The sequence below is a fragment of the Massilia sp. YIM B02769 genome (assembly GCF_030411995.1).
Lineage (GTDB): Bacteria > Pseudomonadota > Gammaproteobacteria > Burkholderiales > Burkholderiaceae_D > Telluria.
Window position 1 is genome coordinate 76204 of the sequence record NZ_JASNRC010000009.1, and the last position, 17955, is coordinate 94158.

General features: G+C 64.9%; 17 protein-coding genes and 1 pseudogene. 13 read left to right on the top strand and 5 right to left on the bottom strand.

Annotation, left to right across the window (positions count from 1 at the left end; translation table 11 throughout):
* Nucleotides 1–139 precede the first annotated feature (139 nt).
* From QPK31_RS15655 to QPK31_RS26250, 4 genes and pseudogenes are all read left to right on the top strand, one after another.
* The gene (locus QPK31_RS15655; protein ID WP_290423843.1) at nt 140–2131 is read left to right on the top strand and encodes a PhoX family phosphatase; all 1992 of its coding nucleotides are present in this window, start codon (nt 140–142) and stop codon (nt 2129–2131) included.
* Nucleotides 2132–2196: 65 nt separating this feature from the next.
* A complete protein-coding gene (locus QPK31_RS15660; RefSeq protein ID WP_290423844.1) occupies nt 2197–3042 on the top strand; it encodes an MOSC domain-containing protein in 846 nt (281 codons plus the stop codon).
* A gap of 108 nt (nt 3043–3150) precedes the next feature.
* The gene (locus QPK31_RS15665) at nt 3151–4269 is read left to right on the top strand and encodes a diguanylate cyclase (protein WP_290423845.1); all 1119 of its coding nucleotides are present in this window, start codon (nt 3151–3153) and stop codon (nt 4267–4269) included.
* 101 nt (nt 4270–4370) lie between these two features.
* A pseudogene (locus QPK31_RS26250) lies at nt 4371–4703 on the top strand (DUF6404 family protein); the annotation flags it as partial.
* A gap of 44 nt (nt 4704–4747) precedes the next feature.
* On the opposite strand, the gene QPK31_RS15670 reads toward QPK31_RS26250, so the two are convergent.
* Nucleotides 4748–6727: a cation:proton antiporter gene (locus QPK31_RS15670; RefSeq protein WP_290423846.1), complete on the bottom strand. Its 1980-nt coding sequence runs from the start codon at nt 6725–6727 to the stop codon at nt 4748–4750.
* An 85-nt stretch (nt 6728–6812) separates the two neighbouring features.
* Between QPK31_RS15670 and QPK31_RS15675 the strand changes: the two genes are divergently transcribed.
* From QPK31_RS15675 to QPK31_RS15715, 9 genes are all read left to right on the top strand, one after another.
* The gene (locus tag QPK31_RS15675) at nt 6813–7835 is read left to right on the top strand and encodes an SIS domain-containing protein (protein ID WP_374045815.1); all 1023 of its coding nucleotides are present in this window, start codon (nt 6813–6815) and stop codon (nt 7833–7835) included.
* Nucleotides 7836–7838: 3 nt separating this feature from the next.
* Entirely contained in the window at nt 7839–8369 is a 531-nt protein-coding gene (locus QPK31_RS15680; protein ID WP_290423848.1) for an HAD family hydrolase, read from the top strand.
* A gap of 3 nt (nt 8370–8372) precedes the next feature.
* Complete coding sequence (lptC, locus tag QPK31_RS15685) at nt 8373–8969, top strand: LPS export ABC transporter periplasmic protein LptC (protein ID WP_290423849.1); 597 nt, start codon at nt 8373–8375, stop codon at nt 8967–8969.
* 27 nt (nt 8970–8996) lie between these two features.
* Entirely contained in the window at nt 8997–9572 is a 576-nt protein-coding gene (lptA, locus tag QPK31_RS15690; RefSeq protein WP_290423850.1) for a lipopolysaccharide transport periplasmic protein LptA, read from the top strand.
* Between the two features lie 2 nt (nt 9573–9574).
* Nucleotides 9575–10333 carry an LPS export ABC transporter ATP-binding protein gene (gene lptB / locus QPK31_RS15695; protein WP_290423851.1) on the top strand — a complete coding sequence of 253 codons (759 nt, stop codon included), beginning with the start codon at nt 9575–9577 and terminating at the stop codon, nt 10331–10333.
* Between the two features lie 49 nt (nt 10334–10382).
* Complete coding sequence (locus tag QPK31_RS15700; RefSeq protein WP_290423852.1) at nt 10383–11858, top strand: RNA polymerase factor sigma-54; 1476 nt, start codon at nt 10383–10385, stop codon at nt 11856–11858.
* 61 nt (nt 11859–11919) lie between these two features.
* Nucleotides 11920–12273, top strand: a complete 354-nt coding sequence (gene hpf, locus QPK31_RS15705) for a ribosome hibernation-promoting factor, HPF/YfiA family (RefSeq protein ID WP_290423853.1) — start codon at nt 11920–11922, stop codon at nt 12271–12273.
* Between the two features lie 128 nt (nt 12274–12401).
* A complete protein-coding gene (locus QPK31_RS15710; protein ID WP_290423854.1) occupies nt 12402–13487 on the top strand; it encodes an enoyl-CoA hydratase/isomerase family protein in 1086 nt (361 codons plus the stop codon).
* Between the two features lie 12 nt (nt 13488–13499).
* Entirely contained in the window at nt 13500–14270 is a 771-nt protein-coding gene (locus tag QPK31_RS15715) for an APH(3')-II family aminoglycoside O-phosphotransferase (protein WP_290423855.1), read from the top strand.
* A 69-nt stretch (nt 14271–14339) separates the two neighbouring features.
* Here the strand turns inward: QPK31_RS15715 and rapZ are convergent, their stop codons facing one another.
* From rapZ to queF, 4 genes are all read right to left on the bottom strand, one after another.
* The gene (gene rapZ, locus QPK31_RS15720; protein WP_290423856.1) at nt 14340–15203 is read right to left on the bottom strand and encodes an RNase adapter RapZ; all 864 of its coding nucleotides are present in this window, start codon (nt 15201–15203) and stop codon (nt 14340–14342) included.
* 100 nt (nt 15204–15303) lie between these two features.
* Nucleotides 15304–16239, bottom strand: coding sequence for an HPr(Ser) kinase/phosphatase (gene hprK / locus QPK31_RS15725; protein ID WP_290423857.1), 936 nt, complete (start codon nt 16237–16239; stop codon nt 15304–15306).
* A gap of 34 nt (nt 16240–16273) precedes the next feature.
* Complete coding sequence (locus QPK31_RS15730) at nt 16274–16756, bottom strand: PTS sugar transporter subunit IIA (protein WP_229437697.1); 483 nt, start codon at nt 16754–16756, stop codon at nt 16274–16276.
* A gap of 365 nt (nt 16757–17121) precedes the next feature.
* Nucleotides 17122–17952 (bottom strand): NADPH-dependent 7-cyano-7-deazaguanine reductase QueF, encoded by an 831-nt coding sequence (gene queF / locus QPK31_RS15735; RefSeq protein ID WP_290423858.1) that lies wholly within the window; start codon nt 17950–17952, stop codon nt 17122–17124.
* Nucleotides 17953–17955: the final 3 nt, after the last annotated feature.

Here is a 17955-nt window from a genome sequence, read left to right on the forward strand (position 1 = left end):
TGACAGCAAAAGCCCGCCGCGTGCGGGCTTTTTCTTTGCCCGGTCAATACACTTCTGTCATCAACACGAAACACAGCTCCACTATTCTGCGCCTCCATCAGCACGGCAATCGCCGTGCCCACACCACTGGAGATGACGCATGACCTCGACCCCTGAATTGTCCCGCCGCCGCCTGCTCCGCCTGCTGGGCGCCACCCCGATGCTGCCCCTGACCGGCTTTGCCGCCACTTCGCTGCTGGCAGGCTGCGGCGGCGATGGCGGCGACGATACGCCGCCGGTCTCCACCACGCCGCCGGTCGCCCCGGTCGCCACGCTCACCAGCGTCACCTTCAGCTCGATGGATGCGCCGACCCTGGCGAACGCCGCCGCGATGGCCACCACCACCGTCGGCTCGACCATGACCGTCAACTTCAGCGACAGCAGCAAGCTCGACTTCAAGCTGTCGTACAAGCCCTTCTTCATTACCGGCGACATGGTCCCGAACGGCGCCGGCGGCACCGTGCTGGCCGGCGGCTACTTCAACATCCGCAACCAGCCGATCATCGACACCACCGTCGCCGGCAAGGAGCGCCAGTTCTTCTCGGATTCGCCGGACGGCACCTCGCTGCTGACCGTGCCGAACGCCAGCGTCGCCGGCGTGAAGGGCAAGCCGGTGTTCGCCGTGGTGCAGTTCGAATACGCCACCTTCGCCCAGGACGGCACCACCGGCATGTACGGCCGCCTGCCGTCGCCGATCGCCGTGCTGACCCTGGACCAGGACCAGAGCACCGGCAAACTGAGCCTGGTGAAATACCACAACGTCGACACCTCGAGCGTCGAAGGCCTGTGGATCACCTGCGGCGCCAGCCTGTCGCCATGGGGCACCCACCTGTCGAGCGAAGAGTACGAGCCGAACGCCTTTACCGCCGCCTCCGACGCCCAGTTCAAGGCCTTCAGCAAGAACCTGTACGGCAACGAGACCACCGCCAACCCCTACAACTACGGCCACATGCCGGAAGTCACCGTCAACCCGGACGGCACCGGCTCGATCAAGAAGCACTACTGCATGGGCCGCATCTCGCACGAACTGGTGCAGGTGATGCCGGACCAGCGCACCGTGCTGATGGGCGACGACGCCACCAACAGCGGCTACTTCGTGTTCGTCGCCGACAAGGAAAAAGACCTGTCCGCCGGCACCCTGTACGTGGCCAAGGTCGGCGCCGGCTTCTCGGTCGACCCGGCCGCGAACAGCGCCGCGCCGCTCACCTGGATCAAGCTCGGTTCGGCCACCAGCGCCGAGATCCGCCAGCTGGCCACCACCCTGAAGCCGCTCGACATCATGGACGTGCGCACGACCGATCCGCAGGACGCCAGCTTCAAGCAGGTGGTCGCCAATGGCGCGGTCGAGTGGATCAAGCTGGTGCCGGGCATGGAGAAGGCCGCCGCCTTCCTCGAAACCCACCGCTACGCCGCCCTGGTCGGCGCCTCGATGGGCTTCACCAAGATGGAAGGCACGACCGTCAACATCAAGGACAAGGTCGCCTACTCGGCGCTGCAGAACTGCCAGACCTCGATGGTTGCCGGTAACAAGCTGAACGTGGCCGGCAACGGCGTGTCGATCCCGAAGGCGCTGAACGCCGGCGCGGTGATGGCATTGAACCTGAAGGGCGGCCAGAAGGACACCCTGGGCGGCGCCATCAACAGCGAATGGATGCCGGTCGACACCAAGGCCCTGATCGCCGGCGAAGACATCACCGCCGACGCCCTCGGCAACACCGGCAACCCGAACAAGATCGCCAATCCGGACAACCTGAAGTTCTCGGAAAAGCTGCGCACCCTGTTCATCGGCGAAGACAGCGGCCAGCACGTGAATAACTTCCTGTGGGCCTACAACATCGACACCAGGCAGCTCTCGCGCATCATGTCGATTCCGGCCGGCGGCGAATCGACCGGCCTGCACGCGGTCGACGACGTGAACGGCTGGACCTACATCATGAGCAACTTCCAGCACGCGGGCGACTGGGGCGGCATCCACAATGTCGTCAAATCGACGCTCGATCCGCTGGTGCGCGCCAACTACAAGGACAAGTTCGGTTCCGCAGTCGGCTACCTGACCGGTGAACTGAGCCAGATGCGCCTGGCGAAAGCCTGATCTTCCAGCCATGCCGCGTTGATGCGATACTGTCGGCCTCTCCGACACACGCAGCGACGCGGCATATGGCCATCCTTTCCCAGCTCATCCTGTATCCGATCAAGTCCTGCGCCGGCATGGGGGTGACCGAAGCCGTCGCCACCGTCTCCGGCCTGTCTGCCCAGGGCGTGCATGACCGCGAATGGATGCTGGTCACGCCGGAGGGCCAGTTCCTGACCCAGCGCGAGTACCCGCGCATGGCCACCATCGTGCCGCGCGTCGAGCGCGCGTCCATGGTGGTGACGGCGCCCGGCATGGCGGAGCTGCATTTGCCGCTGGCGCAACGTGCCGGCGTGCCCACCGTGCGCGTGCAGATCTGGGACGATGTCGTCGACGCCGCCGATTGCGGCAACGCCGCCGCCCAATGGTTCGCCGAGGCGCTCGGCGCCGCCTGCCGCCTGGTGCGCTTCCCGCCCGGCCTCGACCGTCCGACCAGCGAAAAATGGACCGGCGGCGCGCCGTCCTCCGCACGCTTCGCCGACGCCTATCCGCTGCTGCTGATCGGCGCTTCCGCGCTAGGCGAGATCAACGCACGCCTGCTGGCTGCCGGACGCGAAGCGCTGCCGATGAACCGCTTCCGTCCGAACCTGGTGGCCGAGGGCACCGATCCCTTCGAGGAGGATTACACCGAGTCGCTGCGTGCCGGAGATGTGCTGGTCAGGCCGGTAAAACCCTGCGCGCGCTGCCCGATCCCGGCGATCGACCAGGCCACCGGCATTCCCGGCCCGGACCCGCTCGACGTGTTGCAATCCTGGCGGGGCAAGGCCATCCTCGACGGCGCCGTCTGCGTCGGCATGAATTGCATCGTGGCCGACGGTGCGGGCGGCGTCCTGCGGGTTGGCCAGGAGCTCGACATCGCTTTGTCGTTTTAAGGCCGCGTGCCGGCGCGCCGCGCGCGCGTAAACACGTATTCGCACCCATTTTCGTTCCCAAGCCTGCCCGTATCGCGTAAGGTAACGGGTATTGCTGAAAGGAATGTCATGCACCAGCCGGACGCGACGCCGCGCGACCTGATTGCCGAAAACGAAGTCCTGCGCGCGCACATGGCCTACCTGGTCGAACAGGCCGAGCGCAACCACGACATCATGTGCCGGCACCAGGCCTTCGACCTCGAGATCGTCGGCGCCTCGACCTTCCAGGAACTGGTGGGCACCATCTTCCGCCTGCTGCCCGTGATTTCCGAGCTCGACGCCGTGACGCTGGCGCTGGTCGACGCCGACGCCGACATCTATACCGTCATGCACAAGCTGGGCGTCGACTTCGAGCCGCTGGCCGATTTGCTGTTCGTCGAGCATGCGGTGGAACTCGGCTTCCAGCACATCGACGGCGCCAAGCCGCGCCCGCGCCTGGGCGCCTTCGACCTGATGAACCACCGCAGCATGTTCCCGCACGCGGGCAGCAAGCTGGCCAGCGTGGCGCGGGTGCCGCTGCTGCGCAACAAGCGCCTGATCGGCAGCCTGAACCTCGGCAGCCGCGACGCCCAGCGCTTCACGCCGGCCATGGCGACCGACTTCATCGAGCACATGGCCTCGATCATCGCCATCTGCCTGGAAAACGTGATCAGCAACGAGATGCTGAAGTACATCGGCCTGACCGACCCGCTGACCGGCGTCTACAACCGCCGCTACATCGACCGGCGCCTGCTGGAAGAAATCGCGCGCGCGCGGCGCCAGGAATATCCGGTGTCGTGCATGTTCATCGATGTCGATCGTTTCAAGCAGGTCAACGACAGCGTGGGACACCAGGCCGGCGACGAAGTCCTGCGCGAAGTGGCCACCCGCATCAAGACCGAGCTGCGCCTGTCCGACGCGCTGGCGCGCTACGGCGGCGAGGAATTCGTGGTGCTGCTGGTCGACGCCGATTTGCCGGCCGCCGCGATCGTGGCCGAACGCATCCGTTCGAGCGTGGCCGATACGCCGGTCGACCTGGCTGACGGTGTGCTGCTGGATGTGTCGGTATCGATCGGCGTTGCCACGCTCGCCGATTTCGACCGCGAGCACCCGATCGAAGGCGTGGCCCAGCAGCTGGTGGGGCAGGCGGATGTGGCGCTGTACCAGGCAAAAGAATCAGGCCGCAACCGCGTGGTGATGGCGTCGTAGGGTGGGCACCTGTGCCCACGCGGTGCTGCGCACGCATGCCGATCATTGACGCGAAGCGGCCGACACCGTATTGTCAGCAGGTCAACGACCACGAAACCCACATGAATTTCGACGAACGCCGCAAACGCGCCATCGCTGTCCTCAACCGCAAAGGCATCCCCCAGGCCAGTTCCGAGCCGGTGCAGATCCGCCTGTTCCGCCGCCTCGGCTTCCAGGTGCGCCCGCTGCACTTCGAAACCTTCTGGCGCACCACGCTGTTTTTCGGCCTCTGGTTCGGTCCCTTCTGGGCCGTCATCATGTGGTTCTTCAGCTGGCGCAAGGATGGCACGGACCCCATGATGGCCGTGCTGGCCGCCGCCATCTGCGGCCTGGTCTACGGCATGACGATGGCCGGCGTCTTCGCCTGGAGCAAAAGGAAGCACGCGCTTCCGACCTGGGAATCGTTAGGGTCGTGGGGTGGACGGCATAGCCGGCCACCCTACAGCAGCCGCCCCTCGGCCCGCGTCACCGCATCGGCCGATCCGCGCAGCACCACCACGTCGTCCGCCTGCAGCACCGTCTCCGCCGCCGGCTCCACGCGCATGCGCGCCCGGCGGATGCCGGTGACCTCGGCGCCCAGCTCGTCCAGCCCGAGTTCGTCGAGCCGCCGTCCGGCCGCCTTGGCATCCTCGCCCAGCACCACCGAATGCAGGCGCACGTACAGGTGTTCCGGATCGTCGGTGATGTCGCTGGATCCGTGGAAGTAGCCGCGCATCGAGGCATAGCGTTCGTCGCGCGCGCTCTGCACGCGGTGCACCACGCGCCGCAGCGGCACGCCGACCACCACCAGCGCGTGTGAGGCCAGCATCAGGCTGCTCTCCAGCGCTTCCGGCACCACCTCGGTGGCGCCGGCCGTGCGCAGCACCTCCAGGTCACTGTCGTCGTGGCTGCGCACGATCACCGGCAGCGAGGGCGCCAGCTCGTGCACCAGGTGCAGCACCTTCAATGCCGCGCGCGTATCGGCAAAGGTGATCACCAGCGCACTGGCGCGGTTGATGCCGGCCGCGATCAGGGCTTCGCGCCGCCCGGCGTCGCCATACGACACGTTCGACCCCGCCGCCTGCGCTTCCTGCACCCGCTCCGGATCCAGGTCCAGCGCATACCAGGGCAGCTTTTCGTCCGACAGCAGCGTCGCCACGCTTTGCCCGCTGCGCCCGAAGCCGGCCAGGATCACGTGCTTCTGCGCCGCCATCGTGCGGCTGGCCAGCTGGGTCAGCTGCAGCGACTGCATCATCCATTCGTTCGAGGCGATCTTCATCACGATCTTGTCGGAATTGGCGATGACGAAGGGCGCCACCAGCATCGACAGCACCATCGAGGCCAGCACCAGCTGCATCAGGAAGGGGTCGATCAGCTTCGAGCCGGAGGCGAGGTTCAGCAGCACGAAGCCGAATTCGCCGGCCTGCGCCAGCGCCAGGCCGGTGCGCATCGAGACGCCATCCGAGGAGCCGAACAGCTTGGCCAGCGCCGCGATCAGCGCGAACTTCAGCAGCACAGGCAACACCAGCAAGGCCAGCACCAGCCACCAGTGTTCCAGCACCAGGCGCAGGTTCAGCAGCATGCCTATGGTGATGAAGAACAGGCCAAGCAGCACGTCGCGGAAAGGCTTGATGTCTTCTTCCACCTGGTGCTTGAACTGGGTTTCCGAGATCAGCATGCCGGCGACAAAGGCGCCGAGCGCCAGCGACAGCCCGGCCTTCTCGGTAATCCAGGCCGCGCCCAGCGTCACCAGCAGCAGGTTCAGCATGAACAGCTCCTGGGAGCGGCGCTTGGCCACCAGCGTGAACCAGCTGCGCATCAGTTTCTGGCCGAAGAACAGCAGCAGCGCCAGCACCAGGGCGGCTTTCACGCCGGCCCAGGCCAGGGTCGCGGCCAGGTCTTCCGGGTTCCTGGCCAGCGAGGGAATCAAAATCAGGAGCGGCACCACGGCCAGGTCCTGGAACAGCAGGATGCCGATGATGCGCCGTCCATGTTCGCTTTCCAGCTCCAGGCGCTCGGTGAGCAGCTTCACGACAATCGCGGTCGAGGACATCGCCAGCGCGCCGCCCAGGGCGAACGATGCCTGCCAGCTGATGGCCAGCGCCGGCATCCACATCGAGAACAGCAGGGCGCCGAGCATGGCGGCCACGATCGTCAGCACCACCTGGGCCATGCCCAGCCCGAACACGATGCGCCGCATCGCGCGCAGCTGGGCCAGCGAGAATTCCAGCCCGATCGAGAACATCAAAAATACGACACCGAATTCGGCCAGGGCGTGGGTGGAGGCGGTTTCGGCGGCCAGGCCCAGGGCGTGCGGGCCGATCAGCACGCCGACAGCGAGATAGCCCAGCATGGGCGGCAGGTGCAGGGTGCGGAAAGCCACCACGCCCAGCACCGCGCTGCCGAGCAGGAGGAGGGTCAGTTCGAGTCCGGATGCCATGCGTAAATATGTTTTTGTGCGCAGTGTGCGTTGTTCAATACGTCTGGCAAGTTTTTTGCTTACGCAATTCGTTTATACTTCCGGAATGAGTGTAACCGATGAAAAAACAATGCAGAACAGTTTTGACGAGAACCAGTCGCGCCGGGTAATGGCCCTGGCCCGCGAGACCCTGGCCATCGAGGCCGACGCCGTCAAGGCCCTGCACGACCGGCTCGATGCCGACGATTCCCTGGTCCGCGCCGTCGCCGTGCTGTACGCCTGCACCGGCCGCGTGGTGGTGTCGGGCATGGGCAAGTCCGGCCACATCGCACGCAAGATCGCCGCCACCCTGGCCTCGACCGGCACCCCGGCCATGTTCGTGCACCCGGGCGAAGCCGCCCACGGCGACCTCGGCATGGTCACCGCCCAGGACGTGTTCATCGCCATCTCGAATTCCGGCGAATCTTCCGAATTGATGGACATCCTGCCGGTCGTCAAGCGCATGGGCACGCCCCTGATCGCCATGACCGGCAAGCCGCAATCGCGCCTGGCGCAACTGTCCGACGTCCACCTCGACATTTCGGTGGCCAAGGAAGCCTGCCCGATGAACCTGGCGCCCACCGCCAGCACCACCGTGACCCTGGCCCTGGGCGACGCCCTGGCCGTGGCCCTGCTCGACGCGCGCGGCTTCCGTGAAGAAGACTTCGCGCGCTCGCACCCGGGCGGCGCCCTCGGCCGCCGCCTGCTGACCCACGTGCGCGACGTCATGCGCAGCGGCGACGCCGTGCCTGCGGTGTCGCCCGACGCGCCGCTGGCCCAGGCCCTGCTCGAAGTGAGCCAGAAGGGCATGGGCATGACCGCGGTCGTCGATGCCGAGAAGCGCCCGATCGGCGTCTTCACCGACGGCGATTTGCGCCGCCTGATCGAGCGCGTGCAGGACTTCTCGAACATCGTCATCCGCGACGTCATGCACGCCGGCCCGCGCACCGTGCAGCCGGAGCAGCTGGCCGTGGACGCGGTGGCGATCATGGAAGAATTCCGCATCAACCAGATGCTGGTGGTCGATGGCGAGGGCAAGCTGGTCGGCGCCCTGCACATCCACGACCTGACCCGCGCAAAAGTGATCTGAACGATGACGCCTCTCGAACATAACAACCGCGCCGCGCGCATCAAGGTCATGATCTTCGATGTCGACGGCATCCTGACCGACGGCAGCCTCACCTACGGCCCGGACGGCGAAGTCACCAAGACCTTCAACGTCCTCGACGGCCTGGGCATCCAGCTGTTGCAAAAGACCGGCGTGCAGACCGCCATCATCAGCGCCCGCAAGTCGCCGATCGTCAACGCCCGCGCCAAGGACCTGGGCATCAACCACGTCTGGCAGGGCTTCCACGACAAGCGCCTGGCCTTTGCCGAACTGCTGGCGCAGACCGGCGTGACGGCCGAGGAATGCGGCTACATCGGCGACGATGTGATCGACCTGCCGCTGCTCACCAAAGTCGGCTTCGCCGTCACCGTGCCGAGCGGGCATCCGGAAGTGCAGTACCGCGCGCATTACGTGACCAAGGCCGCTGGCGGCCGTGGCGCCGTGCGTGAAGTCTGCGACCTGGTGATGCGCGCCCAGGGCACCTACGAACAGGCGCTCGCGCCGTACTTTGCGTAACACATGGCGACGCTCCAGAACCGCCGCACCTCGCACCGCTGGAAGCTGCTGGCGCTGATGCTCACCGCCGTGTTCTTCGCCTTCGGCAGCTTCTGGCTGCTGCAGGCGATGCAGGGCGACGATGCGGGTGCGCTCGGCGATGCCGGCAACGAGCCGGACTACATCGTCGAGAACTTCAGCTTCGTGCGCATGACGCCCACCGGCCAGCCGCGCTACGTGGTCTCGGGCGAGCGCCTGGCCCACCATCCGGTGACCGACGTCTCGGAAGTGAGCAAGCCGGTGGTCGAGAGCATGGCGCCGGGCCGTCCGCGCATGACCATGAACGCCGAGCGCGCCCAGATCCACCACAAGGAAAACCGGGTCGAGCTGGCCGACAACGTCGACATCGTGCGCCCGGCCACGCCGACTTCGCAGGCGATGCGCGCGCGCACCGATGCGCTGACCGTGCTGACCGACGAAGAAATCGTCAAGACCGACCGCCCCGTGCAGATGACGCTCGGCGCCTCGTCGGTGAACGGCATCGGCCTGGTGGCCGAGAACCCGACCCAGAAGCTGCACATGGGCCGCGGCCAGATCATCTATCCGCCGCGCCCGCGCTGACCCCAACCATCAGGAACCAGCCAACACATGAAAAACATATTCGCTGCCGCCATCCTTTCGCTGCTGTCGCTGTCGGCCTTTGCCGAGCGCGCCGATTCGCTCAAGCAGGCCGTCATCGGCTACGACTCGCTCGACGTCGACGAGGTGACACAGACCCGCATCCTGGTCGGCAACGTGGTCGTCACGCGCGGCACCCTGACCCTGAAGTCCGACCGTGCCCTGCTCAAGGAAACGCCGGAAGGTTACATGAGCGTCACGCTGACCTCGAATCCGGGCCGCGTCTCGACCTTCCGCCAGAAGCGCGACGGCGGTCCCGACCTCTGGGTCGAGGGCCAGGCCGAGCGCATCGAATACGACGAGCGCCAGGAACTGGTGAAGCTGCATTCGAAGGCGATCGTGCGCGAACTCGAGAACGGGCGCCTGGCGAACGAACTGACCGGTCCCTTCATCTCCTACGACAACCGCAAGGAAGTGGCGGCGGTGCGCAACGATCCTAGCGGCGAAAGCAAGGTCGGCGGCGGCCGCGGCACCCTGATCCTGGTGCCGCGCCGTACCGCGCCCGCAACGGCGCCTGCACCGGCGCCAGCACCGGCGGGGAAGTGAGCATGAAAGGAGCAAGCGCAGGCAGCACCCTGGTGGTCCGGGGGCTGCAGAAAAGTTATGGCAAGCGCCTGGTGGTGCGCGATGTGTCGCTCGAAGTCGGCTGCGGCGAAGTCGTGGGTTTGCTGGGCCCGAACGGCGCCGGCAAGACCACGTCGTTCTACATGATCGTCGGCCTGGTGCCGTCGGACGCCGGCGCCATCGAGATCAACGGCACCGATATCTCGAGCCTGCCGATCCACCGGCGTGCGGTGCTGGGTCTCTCGTACCTGCCGCAGGAAGCCTCGGTATTCCGCAAGCTGACGGTCGAGGACAATATCCGCGCCGTGCTCGAACTGCAGCGCAACGACGACGGCAAGCCGCTCTCGAAGGACGCCATCAACGATCGCCTCGATTCGCTGCTGGCCGAACTGCAGATCGAGAAGCTGCGCGAGAACCAGGCGCTGTCGCTGTCGGGCGGCGAGCGGCGCCGCGTGGAGATCGCGCGCGCGCTGGCCACCAATCCGCGCTTCGTGCTGCTTGACGAACCTTTCGCCGGCGTCGATCCGATCGCCGTGATCGAGATCCAGCGCATCGTGCGCTTCCTGAAGGAGCGCGGCATCGGCGTCCTGATCACCGACCACAACGTGCGCGAAACCCTGGGCATCTGCGACCGCGCCTACATCATCAACCAGGGCGCCGTGCTGGCTTCGGGCCGCCCCGACGACATCATCGCCGACGAGTCGGTGCGCCGTGTCTACCTGGGCGAGCACTTCCGCATGTAAGCAGCATCCGGAAATGGCAGTCGAAACCGTAGTTGAATAGTCAGAATCGATGAAACAATCCCTACAACTCCGGACATCGCAGCACCTGGCTCTCACGCCGCAGCTCCAGCAATCGATCCGCCTGCTGCAGCTGTCCACGCTCGAACTGCACCAGGAAATCGAGCAGATCCTGTCCGACAATCCGCTGCTGGAACGCCTCGACGATCCGCTCGACCGCTCGGTGCGCCTGCTGGCCGACGGCGCCATCAACAGCGCGCCCGCACAGGGCGAAGCGCCGGCCTCGCCATCGAACGAAGAGGGCGCGCCGGCGAATGCCGAAGCGCCCGAGGGACTCGACGGCGGCGCCGATCACGAACACGGCGAACACGAGGGCGACTGGGGCGACACCGGCCGCGCTTCCGGCAGCGGCGAAGACGAAGACGGCCGCCCCCAGCTGGAAGCCGGCGGCATCACGCTGCGCGAACACCTGTCGGAACAGGTGCGGGTGACCAACCTGAACCCGCGCGACCGCGCCCTGGCCGAACTGGTGATCGACGCCATCGACGACAACGGCTACCTCGAGGAACAGCTCGACGAGATCCACGCGCGCCTGCCCGAAGAACTCGAAGTCGAGATGGACGAACTGCGCTGCGCGCTGGCGCTCATCCAGAGCCTCGACCCGGTGGGCGTGGGTGCGCGCAGCGCCGCCGAATGCCTGGCGCTGCAGATCCGCCGCATGCCCGGCGTGCCGCTGGTGACGCGGCGCACCGCACTGAAGATCGTCGAAGGCTATTTGACCTGGTTCGCCCAGCGCGAATTCAACAAGCTGAAAAAGGCGCTCGACTGCGACGACGAAGACCTGCGCGAAGCGCAGGCTGTGATCCGCCAATGCCATCCGCATCCCGGCGCGGCGTTCGCGTCGAGCACCTCGGACTATGTGGTTCCGGACGTTATTGTCCGGAAAACGAAGACCGGCTGGGGCGTGACCCTGAACCACGAAGTGATGCCGCGCCTGCGCGTGAACAACATGTATGCGGCCTTGCTGAAGCAGGGGAAAGGCGAAGGGCAGATGAGCGCGCAGCTGCAGGAAGCGAAGTGGCTGATCAAGAACATGCGCCAGCGCTTCGACACCATCCTGCGTGTTTCCGAGGCAATTGTGGAGCGCCAGCGCAACTTTTTCAGCCATGGCGCGGTTGCCATGCGTCCCCTTGTGCTTCGCGAGATAGCTGATACACTAGGCCTACACGAGAGCACAATCTCTCGCGTAACCACGCAGAAATTCATGCTGACCCCGCACGGCATGTTTGAGCTGAAGTATTTCTTCGGAAGCCACGTCGCCACCGAAGCGGGGGGCGAAGCATCTTCGACGGCGATCCGGGCTCTCATCGCGCAACTGACAGGAGCAGAAGACCCCAGAAACCCATTATCCGACAGCAAGATCGCGGAAATGCTCGGTGAACAAGGAATGGTCATCGCACGCCGCACGGTTGCCAAGTACCGTGAGGCACTGAAAATTCCTCCAGTCAGTCTCCGCAAATCCTTGTAACGGCGGCACCCACGCGTTCCTTGCGCGGCGCGGCAGCCGCCACCTCTTCAAAGGAGTGTGTATGAATCTCACTATCAGCGGTCACCACCTCGACGTTACTCCCGCCATTCGTGAATACGTACAAAACAAGCTTGAGCGCATTACCCGCCACTTCGATCAAGTGATCGATTCCCACGTGATCCTCGCGATCGACAATCTCACCGAAAAAGAAAAAAGGCAGAAGGCCGAGATCAACTTGCGCGTCTCCGGCAAGACCGTGCACGTGGAAAGTGTGGCTCAAGATTTGTACGCTGCGATCGATCTGTTGATGGACAGGCTGGACCGGCAAGTGATGAAGTACAAGGACATGCTCAAGAGTCATAGTCGCGACGCACTCAAGCGTCTGCCTGAAGGCGGAGAAGCAGCCGCAGCCTGATCGGCCGGCCAGCACCGTCTGAACGAGGGCGCCTTCATGGCGCCCTTTTCATTGTTAACGCCCCCTCGTCAATACCCCGCCGCCACGGGTCTTGGGTAGAATGGATGTTTTTTCGACCATTCCAGACCATGACCGACCACGTCCAGACCCGCATCGCCAACGGCACCGGCACGATTATCCTCGACCGTCCGAAGGCACTGAATTCGCTGTCGCTGGACATGGTGCGGCGCCTCACCGAGACCCTGCTGGCCTGGCGCGACGACCCATCGGTCGATGCCGTGGTCATCACCAGCAGCAGCGAAAAAGCCCTGTGCGCGGGCGGCGATATCCGCTTCTTCCACGAAGCCGGCCATGCCACGCCGATGGGCGGCAGCGCGCTGCTGGAAGATTTCTTCACCGAAGAATACGCGCTGAACCACCTGATTCATTTTTATCCGAAACCGTATATCTCGATCATGGATGGCGTGGTGATGGGCGGCGGCATGGGCATCGCCCAGGGCGGCCCGGACACCGGCCTGCGCATCGTCACCGATCGCACGAAGATGGCGATGCCGGAAGTGAACATCGGTCTGTTCCCGGATGTGGGCGGCAGCCATTTCCTGTCGCATGCGCCGGGGCAGCTGGGTAACTATCTCGGCCTGACTGGCTTGACCATTGGTGCGGCCGATGCGCTGTATGTCGGGCTGGCGGACGTGTTCGTGCCCGGTGCGCAATTGGGGGCGCTGAATGCGCTGATCGAATCGACGCCGGGCGCACAGTTGGCCGATGCGATCCGTGCGTTTGCCGCCGGTTTCGCGGGCGACGTGGGCGCGAGCGAACTGCAGGCGCAGCGTGGCGCGATCGATGCCCACTTCGGCGCGGCCTCGGTGGCGGCGATCATGGAATCCCTGGGCCGTGACGAGAACCCGTTCGCGCAAAAGGCGTTAAAGGCGATGCGCCAGCGCTCGCCGTTGATGATGTGCGTGACGCGCGAGATGCTGGTGCGCGGCGCCTCGATGGGCGTGGCCGATTGCCTGCGCATGGAACGCTCGCTGGTGCGCCGCAACTTCGAGCATGGCGAAGTGCTGGAAGGCGTGCGCGCGCTGGTGATCGACAAGGACAATGCGCCGCAGTGGAAGCCGGCATCGCTCGACGACGTGACGCCGCAGATGGTGGAAGGCTTCTTCGCGCCGGTGTGGCCGGCGAGTGCGCATCCGTTGCGGCATCTGGATTAACAAGCCGGGGCAATGGACGATCTGCCGGCTCAATGGCGCGAACGCTTGCGCGGCTACCGGAGCACACGCGAAACGGTCGGCTGCTCCGCCGCGCATGTTCGGCGCCTGGATGCGCCAGGTGCGCCGTCCTTGTTCCTGAAGAGCGAGCCGTCCGGTCCGCTGTCCGAATTGGGCGACGAAGCGAAGCGTTTGCGCTGGCTCGCCAAGAGCGGTATCCCGTGCCCGCACGTGCTGGATTTCACCGGGGAAGAGGGCGTCGACTGGATGCTGCTGTCCGCGGTTCCGGGGCGCGACCTGCTCTCGGCCGAGCTTGACCCTGCTGTCGCCATCGGCATCATGGCCGGCGCGCTGCGGCGGCTGCACAGCGTGGATATTCAAGGCTGCCCTTTCGATCACCGCGCAAGCCGGCGCATCGATGCCGCCCGCGCACGCATGGAGGCCGGGCTGGTCGACGGGGATGACCTGGACGATGAGCACCAGGGGCTGCCAGTGGACGAATTGTTCGCGCGCTTGCGGGCGGCGCAGCCGGCGCAGGAAGACCTGGTCGTGACGCATGGCGATGCCTGTTTGCCGAACCTGATGGCTGGCGATGGCGTGTTCACGGGTTTTATCGATTGCGGACGCCTCGGCGTGGCGGACCGGCACCAGGACCTGGCGCTGGCGACGCGCGATATTGCGGAGGAGCTGGGGGAGGAGTGGATACGGCCGTTCCTGGAGCGCTACGGCATGGAACTGGACGCGGACAAGGTGGCGTTTTATCGCTTGCTGGACGAGTTTTTCTAGCGCTGTTGGCGCCAGCGGGGCGCTGGTGGGTACGAGTACCCACCCTACGAAGCGTAGGCGTTTTTCCGCTTACGACTGCTCGCGGTGGCGCAGCACCACGCGCTCGGTGTCGCCGAAGTAGGCGGCCAGGCGCTCGGCCATGTACACCGAGCGGTGCTGGCCGCCGGTGCAGCCGACCGCCACCGTCAGGTAGCTGCGGTTGTCGGTCTTGAACGAAGGCAGCCATTTCTCGACAAAGGCGCGGATGTCTTCCAGCATCTCGGTGGCGCTCGGCTGGGCGTCGAGGAAGGCGATCACCGGCGCATCCTTGCCGGTCAGCGGGCGCAGCGAAATATCGTAGTAGGGATTCGGGATCGCGCGCACGTCGAACACGAAGTCGGCGTCGAGCGGCACGCCGACCTTGAAGGCAAAGGATTCGAAGAACAGGGTCAGCGGGGCATGCTTGACCTCGGCCAGTTCCTTGATCCAGGCGCGCAGCTTGTTCGCCGAGGCTTCCGAGGTGTCGATCACGTGGCCGAGCTGCTCGATCGGCGCCAGGCGCTCGCGTTCCTCGGCAATGCACTCGATCAGGGTGCGGCGTGAGGCCGGATTCTCGCCTGGACGCAGCTGGTGCGACAGCGGGTGGCTGCGCCGAGTTTCGGAGAAACGCGCGACCAGCGAATGGGTGCTGGCGGTCAGGAACATGACCTTGACCTCGTGGCTTTCTTCCTTCAGCGAACGCACGCTGATCGGCAGTTCGACCAAGGACTCGGCGCTGCGCGCATCGACCGCCACCGCCAGCTTGGCGGTGCGCTCGGCATCGACTGCTCTCACCAACTGCGGCAGCAGGGCCGGCGGCAGGTTGTCGACGCAGTAATAGCCTGCGTCTTCGAGGACGTTCAGGGCAACCGATTTGCCCGAGCCGGAAATGCCGGTGATGAGTACGATGTGCATGGCGCGATGATACCGCAACAGTACCGGCTTGTCGCCGCGTCGTTGGCGAAATGTCGGGGATCGGCGTACATACCCGCTTATCGCGCCAGTTATGGTGGTTTTAGTCGCTGCTCATCGCTTGACGTTGCCGCTCCATGAATTCCTGCAGGGTATCGATTCCGCGCAGTTGCAGGATGGTGTTGCGCACCGCGGCCTCGAGCAGCACCGCGATGTTGCGGCCGGCCGCCACGGGAATCACGACCTTGCGGATCGGCAGGCCCAGCACTTCTTCGGTCGGGAAGTGGAAGGGCAGACGCTCGACTTCCTCATCCAATACGCCGCGCTTGACCAGGTGCACGATGAGTTTTAGCCGCATCTTGCGGCGCACCGCGGTTTCGCCGAAGATCGCCTTGATGTCGAGCAAGCCCAGGCCGCGCACTTCCAGCAAATTCTGCAGCAGCGGCGGGCAGCGGCCTTCGATCATGTTCGGCGCGATGCGCGAGAATTCCACGGCGTCGTCGGCCACCAGGCCGTGCGAACGCGAAATCAGTTCCAAGCCGAGCTCGCTCTTGCCCAGGCCGGAGTCGCCGGTAATCAAGACGCCCACGCCCAGCACGTCCATGAAGACGCCGTGCATGATCACGCGCTGGGCCAGTTTCTTGGACAAATAGACGCGCAGGAAGTCGATCACCTGGGCCGCCGGCAGCGGCGTGGAAAACAGCGGGATGTTCTGCTCGTCGCAGATGGCGAGGATGTCGGGCGGGGTTTCCAGGCCTTGCGCGATGATCAGCGCCGGCGGGCCGCCACCGATCAGCTCGCCGATCACGTGGGTGCGCGAGCTCGATTTCAGGCGGTGGTAATAGTTCAGTTCCTGGTGGCCGAACACCTGGATGCGGCCGGGGTGGATCAGGTTCAGGTGGCCGACCTGGTCGGCGGCCGAGGCCACGTCGCCGGAAATCAGCCGCTCGCCGCCGGGAAAGCCGGCAAACCAGCCGAGTTGCAGGCTGTCGCGGTTATCGTCGTACAGCCTTTGGATGGTGAGCGGAGTCTGCAGCATGGCGAGTAATGGAGGGGAAAAGGGCCCCCTCAGTTTAACCCAAGGCCTGCAAGCTTGGTTGCCAGTTGATAATTCGTTCGTGCACTGAACGTGGGTCCGGATCGGAAGCCAGGGCAGTGCGGATCGCCTCGTCCGAGAACAGTTCCGCGATCTCGGACAAAATTTCCAGGTGCTGCTGGGTCACGTGGTCCGGGATCAGGAGGAAGAACAGCAGGCTGACCGGGCGGCCGTCGGGCGACTCGAAAGGAATCGGCGATGCCAGGCGGACAAAGGCGGCGATCGGGTTCTTCAGGCTCTTGCTGCCTTTCACGCGACCATGCGGGACGGCCACGCCATGGCCGAGGCCGGTGGAGCCGAGGCGCTCGCGGGCGAACAGATTGTCCGTCACGGTCGAGCGCGCAATGCCGCAGTTGTTTTCAAAAATCAGGCCGGCCTGCTCGAAAGCGCGTTTTTTGCTCGACACTTCGATGTCGAGCTGGACGTTTTCAAGCGAAAGAATTTTGCTAAGGTTGGTCATAACACGCTTCTGGATGGTGCAGCTCAGTTCAGGCAACTGCGCGCAAAGCACAGCTCAACTGCGCGGGCAACTTGCGGTGCAGAATTATAGGCCGGTTTAATGGCCGTGACATTCGATTTCGCGTCGGTATCCTACCCCTGTCAGAGGATGGTTTCGATCCCTCGGCAGGCCGTGCCGGCAGCGCGATTTGCGCTTTCGCAAGGCCTACGCAATTTCCGTAATGAAAAACCCGATCCCGTGGGTGAAAGCGGGGCGCGTGCCCCGTTTCGCCGTCTTTTCCCCGTATCTGGGGACGATGTCCGAAAACCGGAGGGTTTCGTGCGCTGTTGTTTTTTGGTTGCTCGATGTGGCGGCAAACGCACAGTTTATTGACGCGCCCCGCGCAGGTTATGCGGACGGCCGGTGCTGAAGTTGGCGCGCCAGGGATTGATGTCGAGACCGCCGCGCCGGGTATAGCGTGCGTACACCGACAGCTTGCTCGGCTTGCACTGGCGCAGCACGTCCATGAAGATGCGCTCCACACATTGCTCGTGAAATTCGTTGTGCTCGCGGAAGCCGATCAGGTAGCGCAGCAAGCCTTCCTGGTCGATCTGCGGGCCGGCGTACTGGATCTGCACGCTGCCCCAGTCCGGCTGGCCGGTGACCAGGCAATTCGATTTCAGCAGGTGCGAGACCAGGGTTTCCTCGACCGGGGCTTCGTCGAAGTTGGCTTTCAGGAGTTCCGGCGCCGGAGAATAGGCGTCGATGTCGATGTCCAGGCGGTCCAGCAGCAGGCCGTCGAGCTCGCCCATCTTCAGCTTGCCGAAGTGCTCGGCTTCGGTGAGGGTGATGTGGACCGGGGCGCCGAAGGCATTCGACAAATCTTCGCGCAGCAGGGCGAGCAGGGCGTCGGGGCCGGCCACGCGGGTCTGGTTGAAGGAGTTCAGGTAGAGCTTGAACGACTTCGATTCGACGATGTTCGGCGAGTCGGCCGGCGCACTGACGGTGGCGATCGCCACCTGCGGCTTGCCGCGCATGTTCAGCCACGACAATTCGTAGGCGTTCCAGATGTCCATGCCGAAGAAGGGAAGCGTCCCCGTGATGGACAGCTCGTCGCGCTTTTGCTGGCGCGGGATCGGGAACAGCAGTTCCGGCGCGTACTGGGTCTGGTAGGCGGAAGATTTGCCAAGTGGCGATTGATCGGGAGTATTGGTCATGAT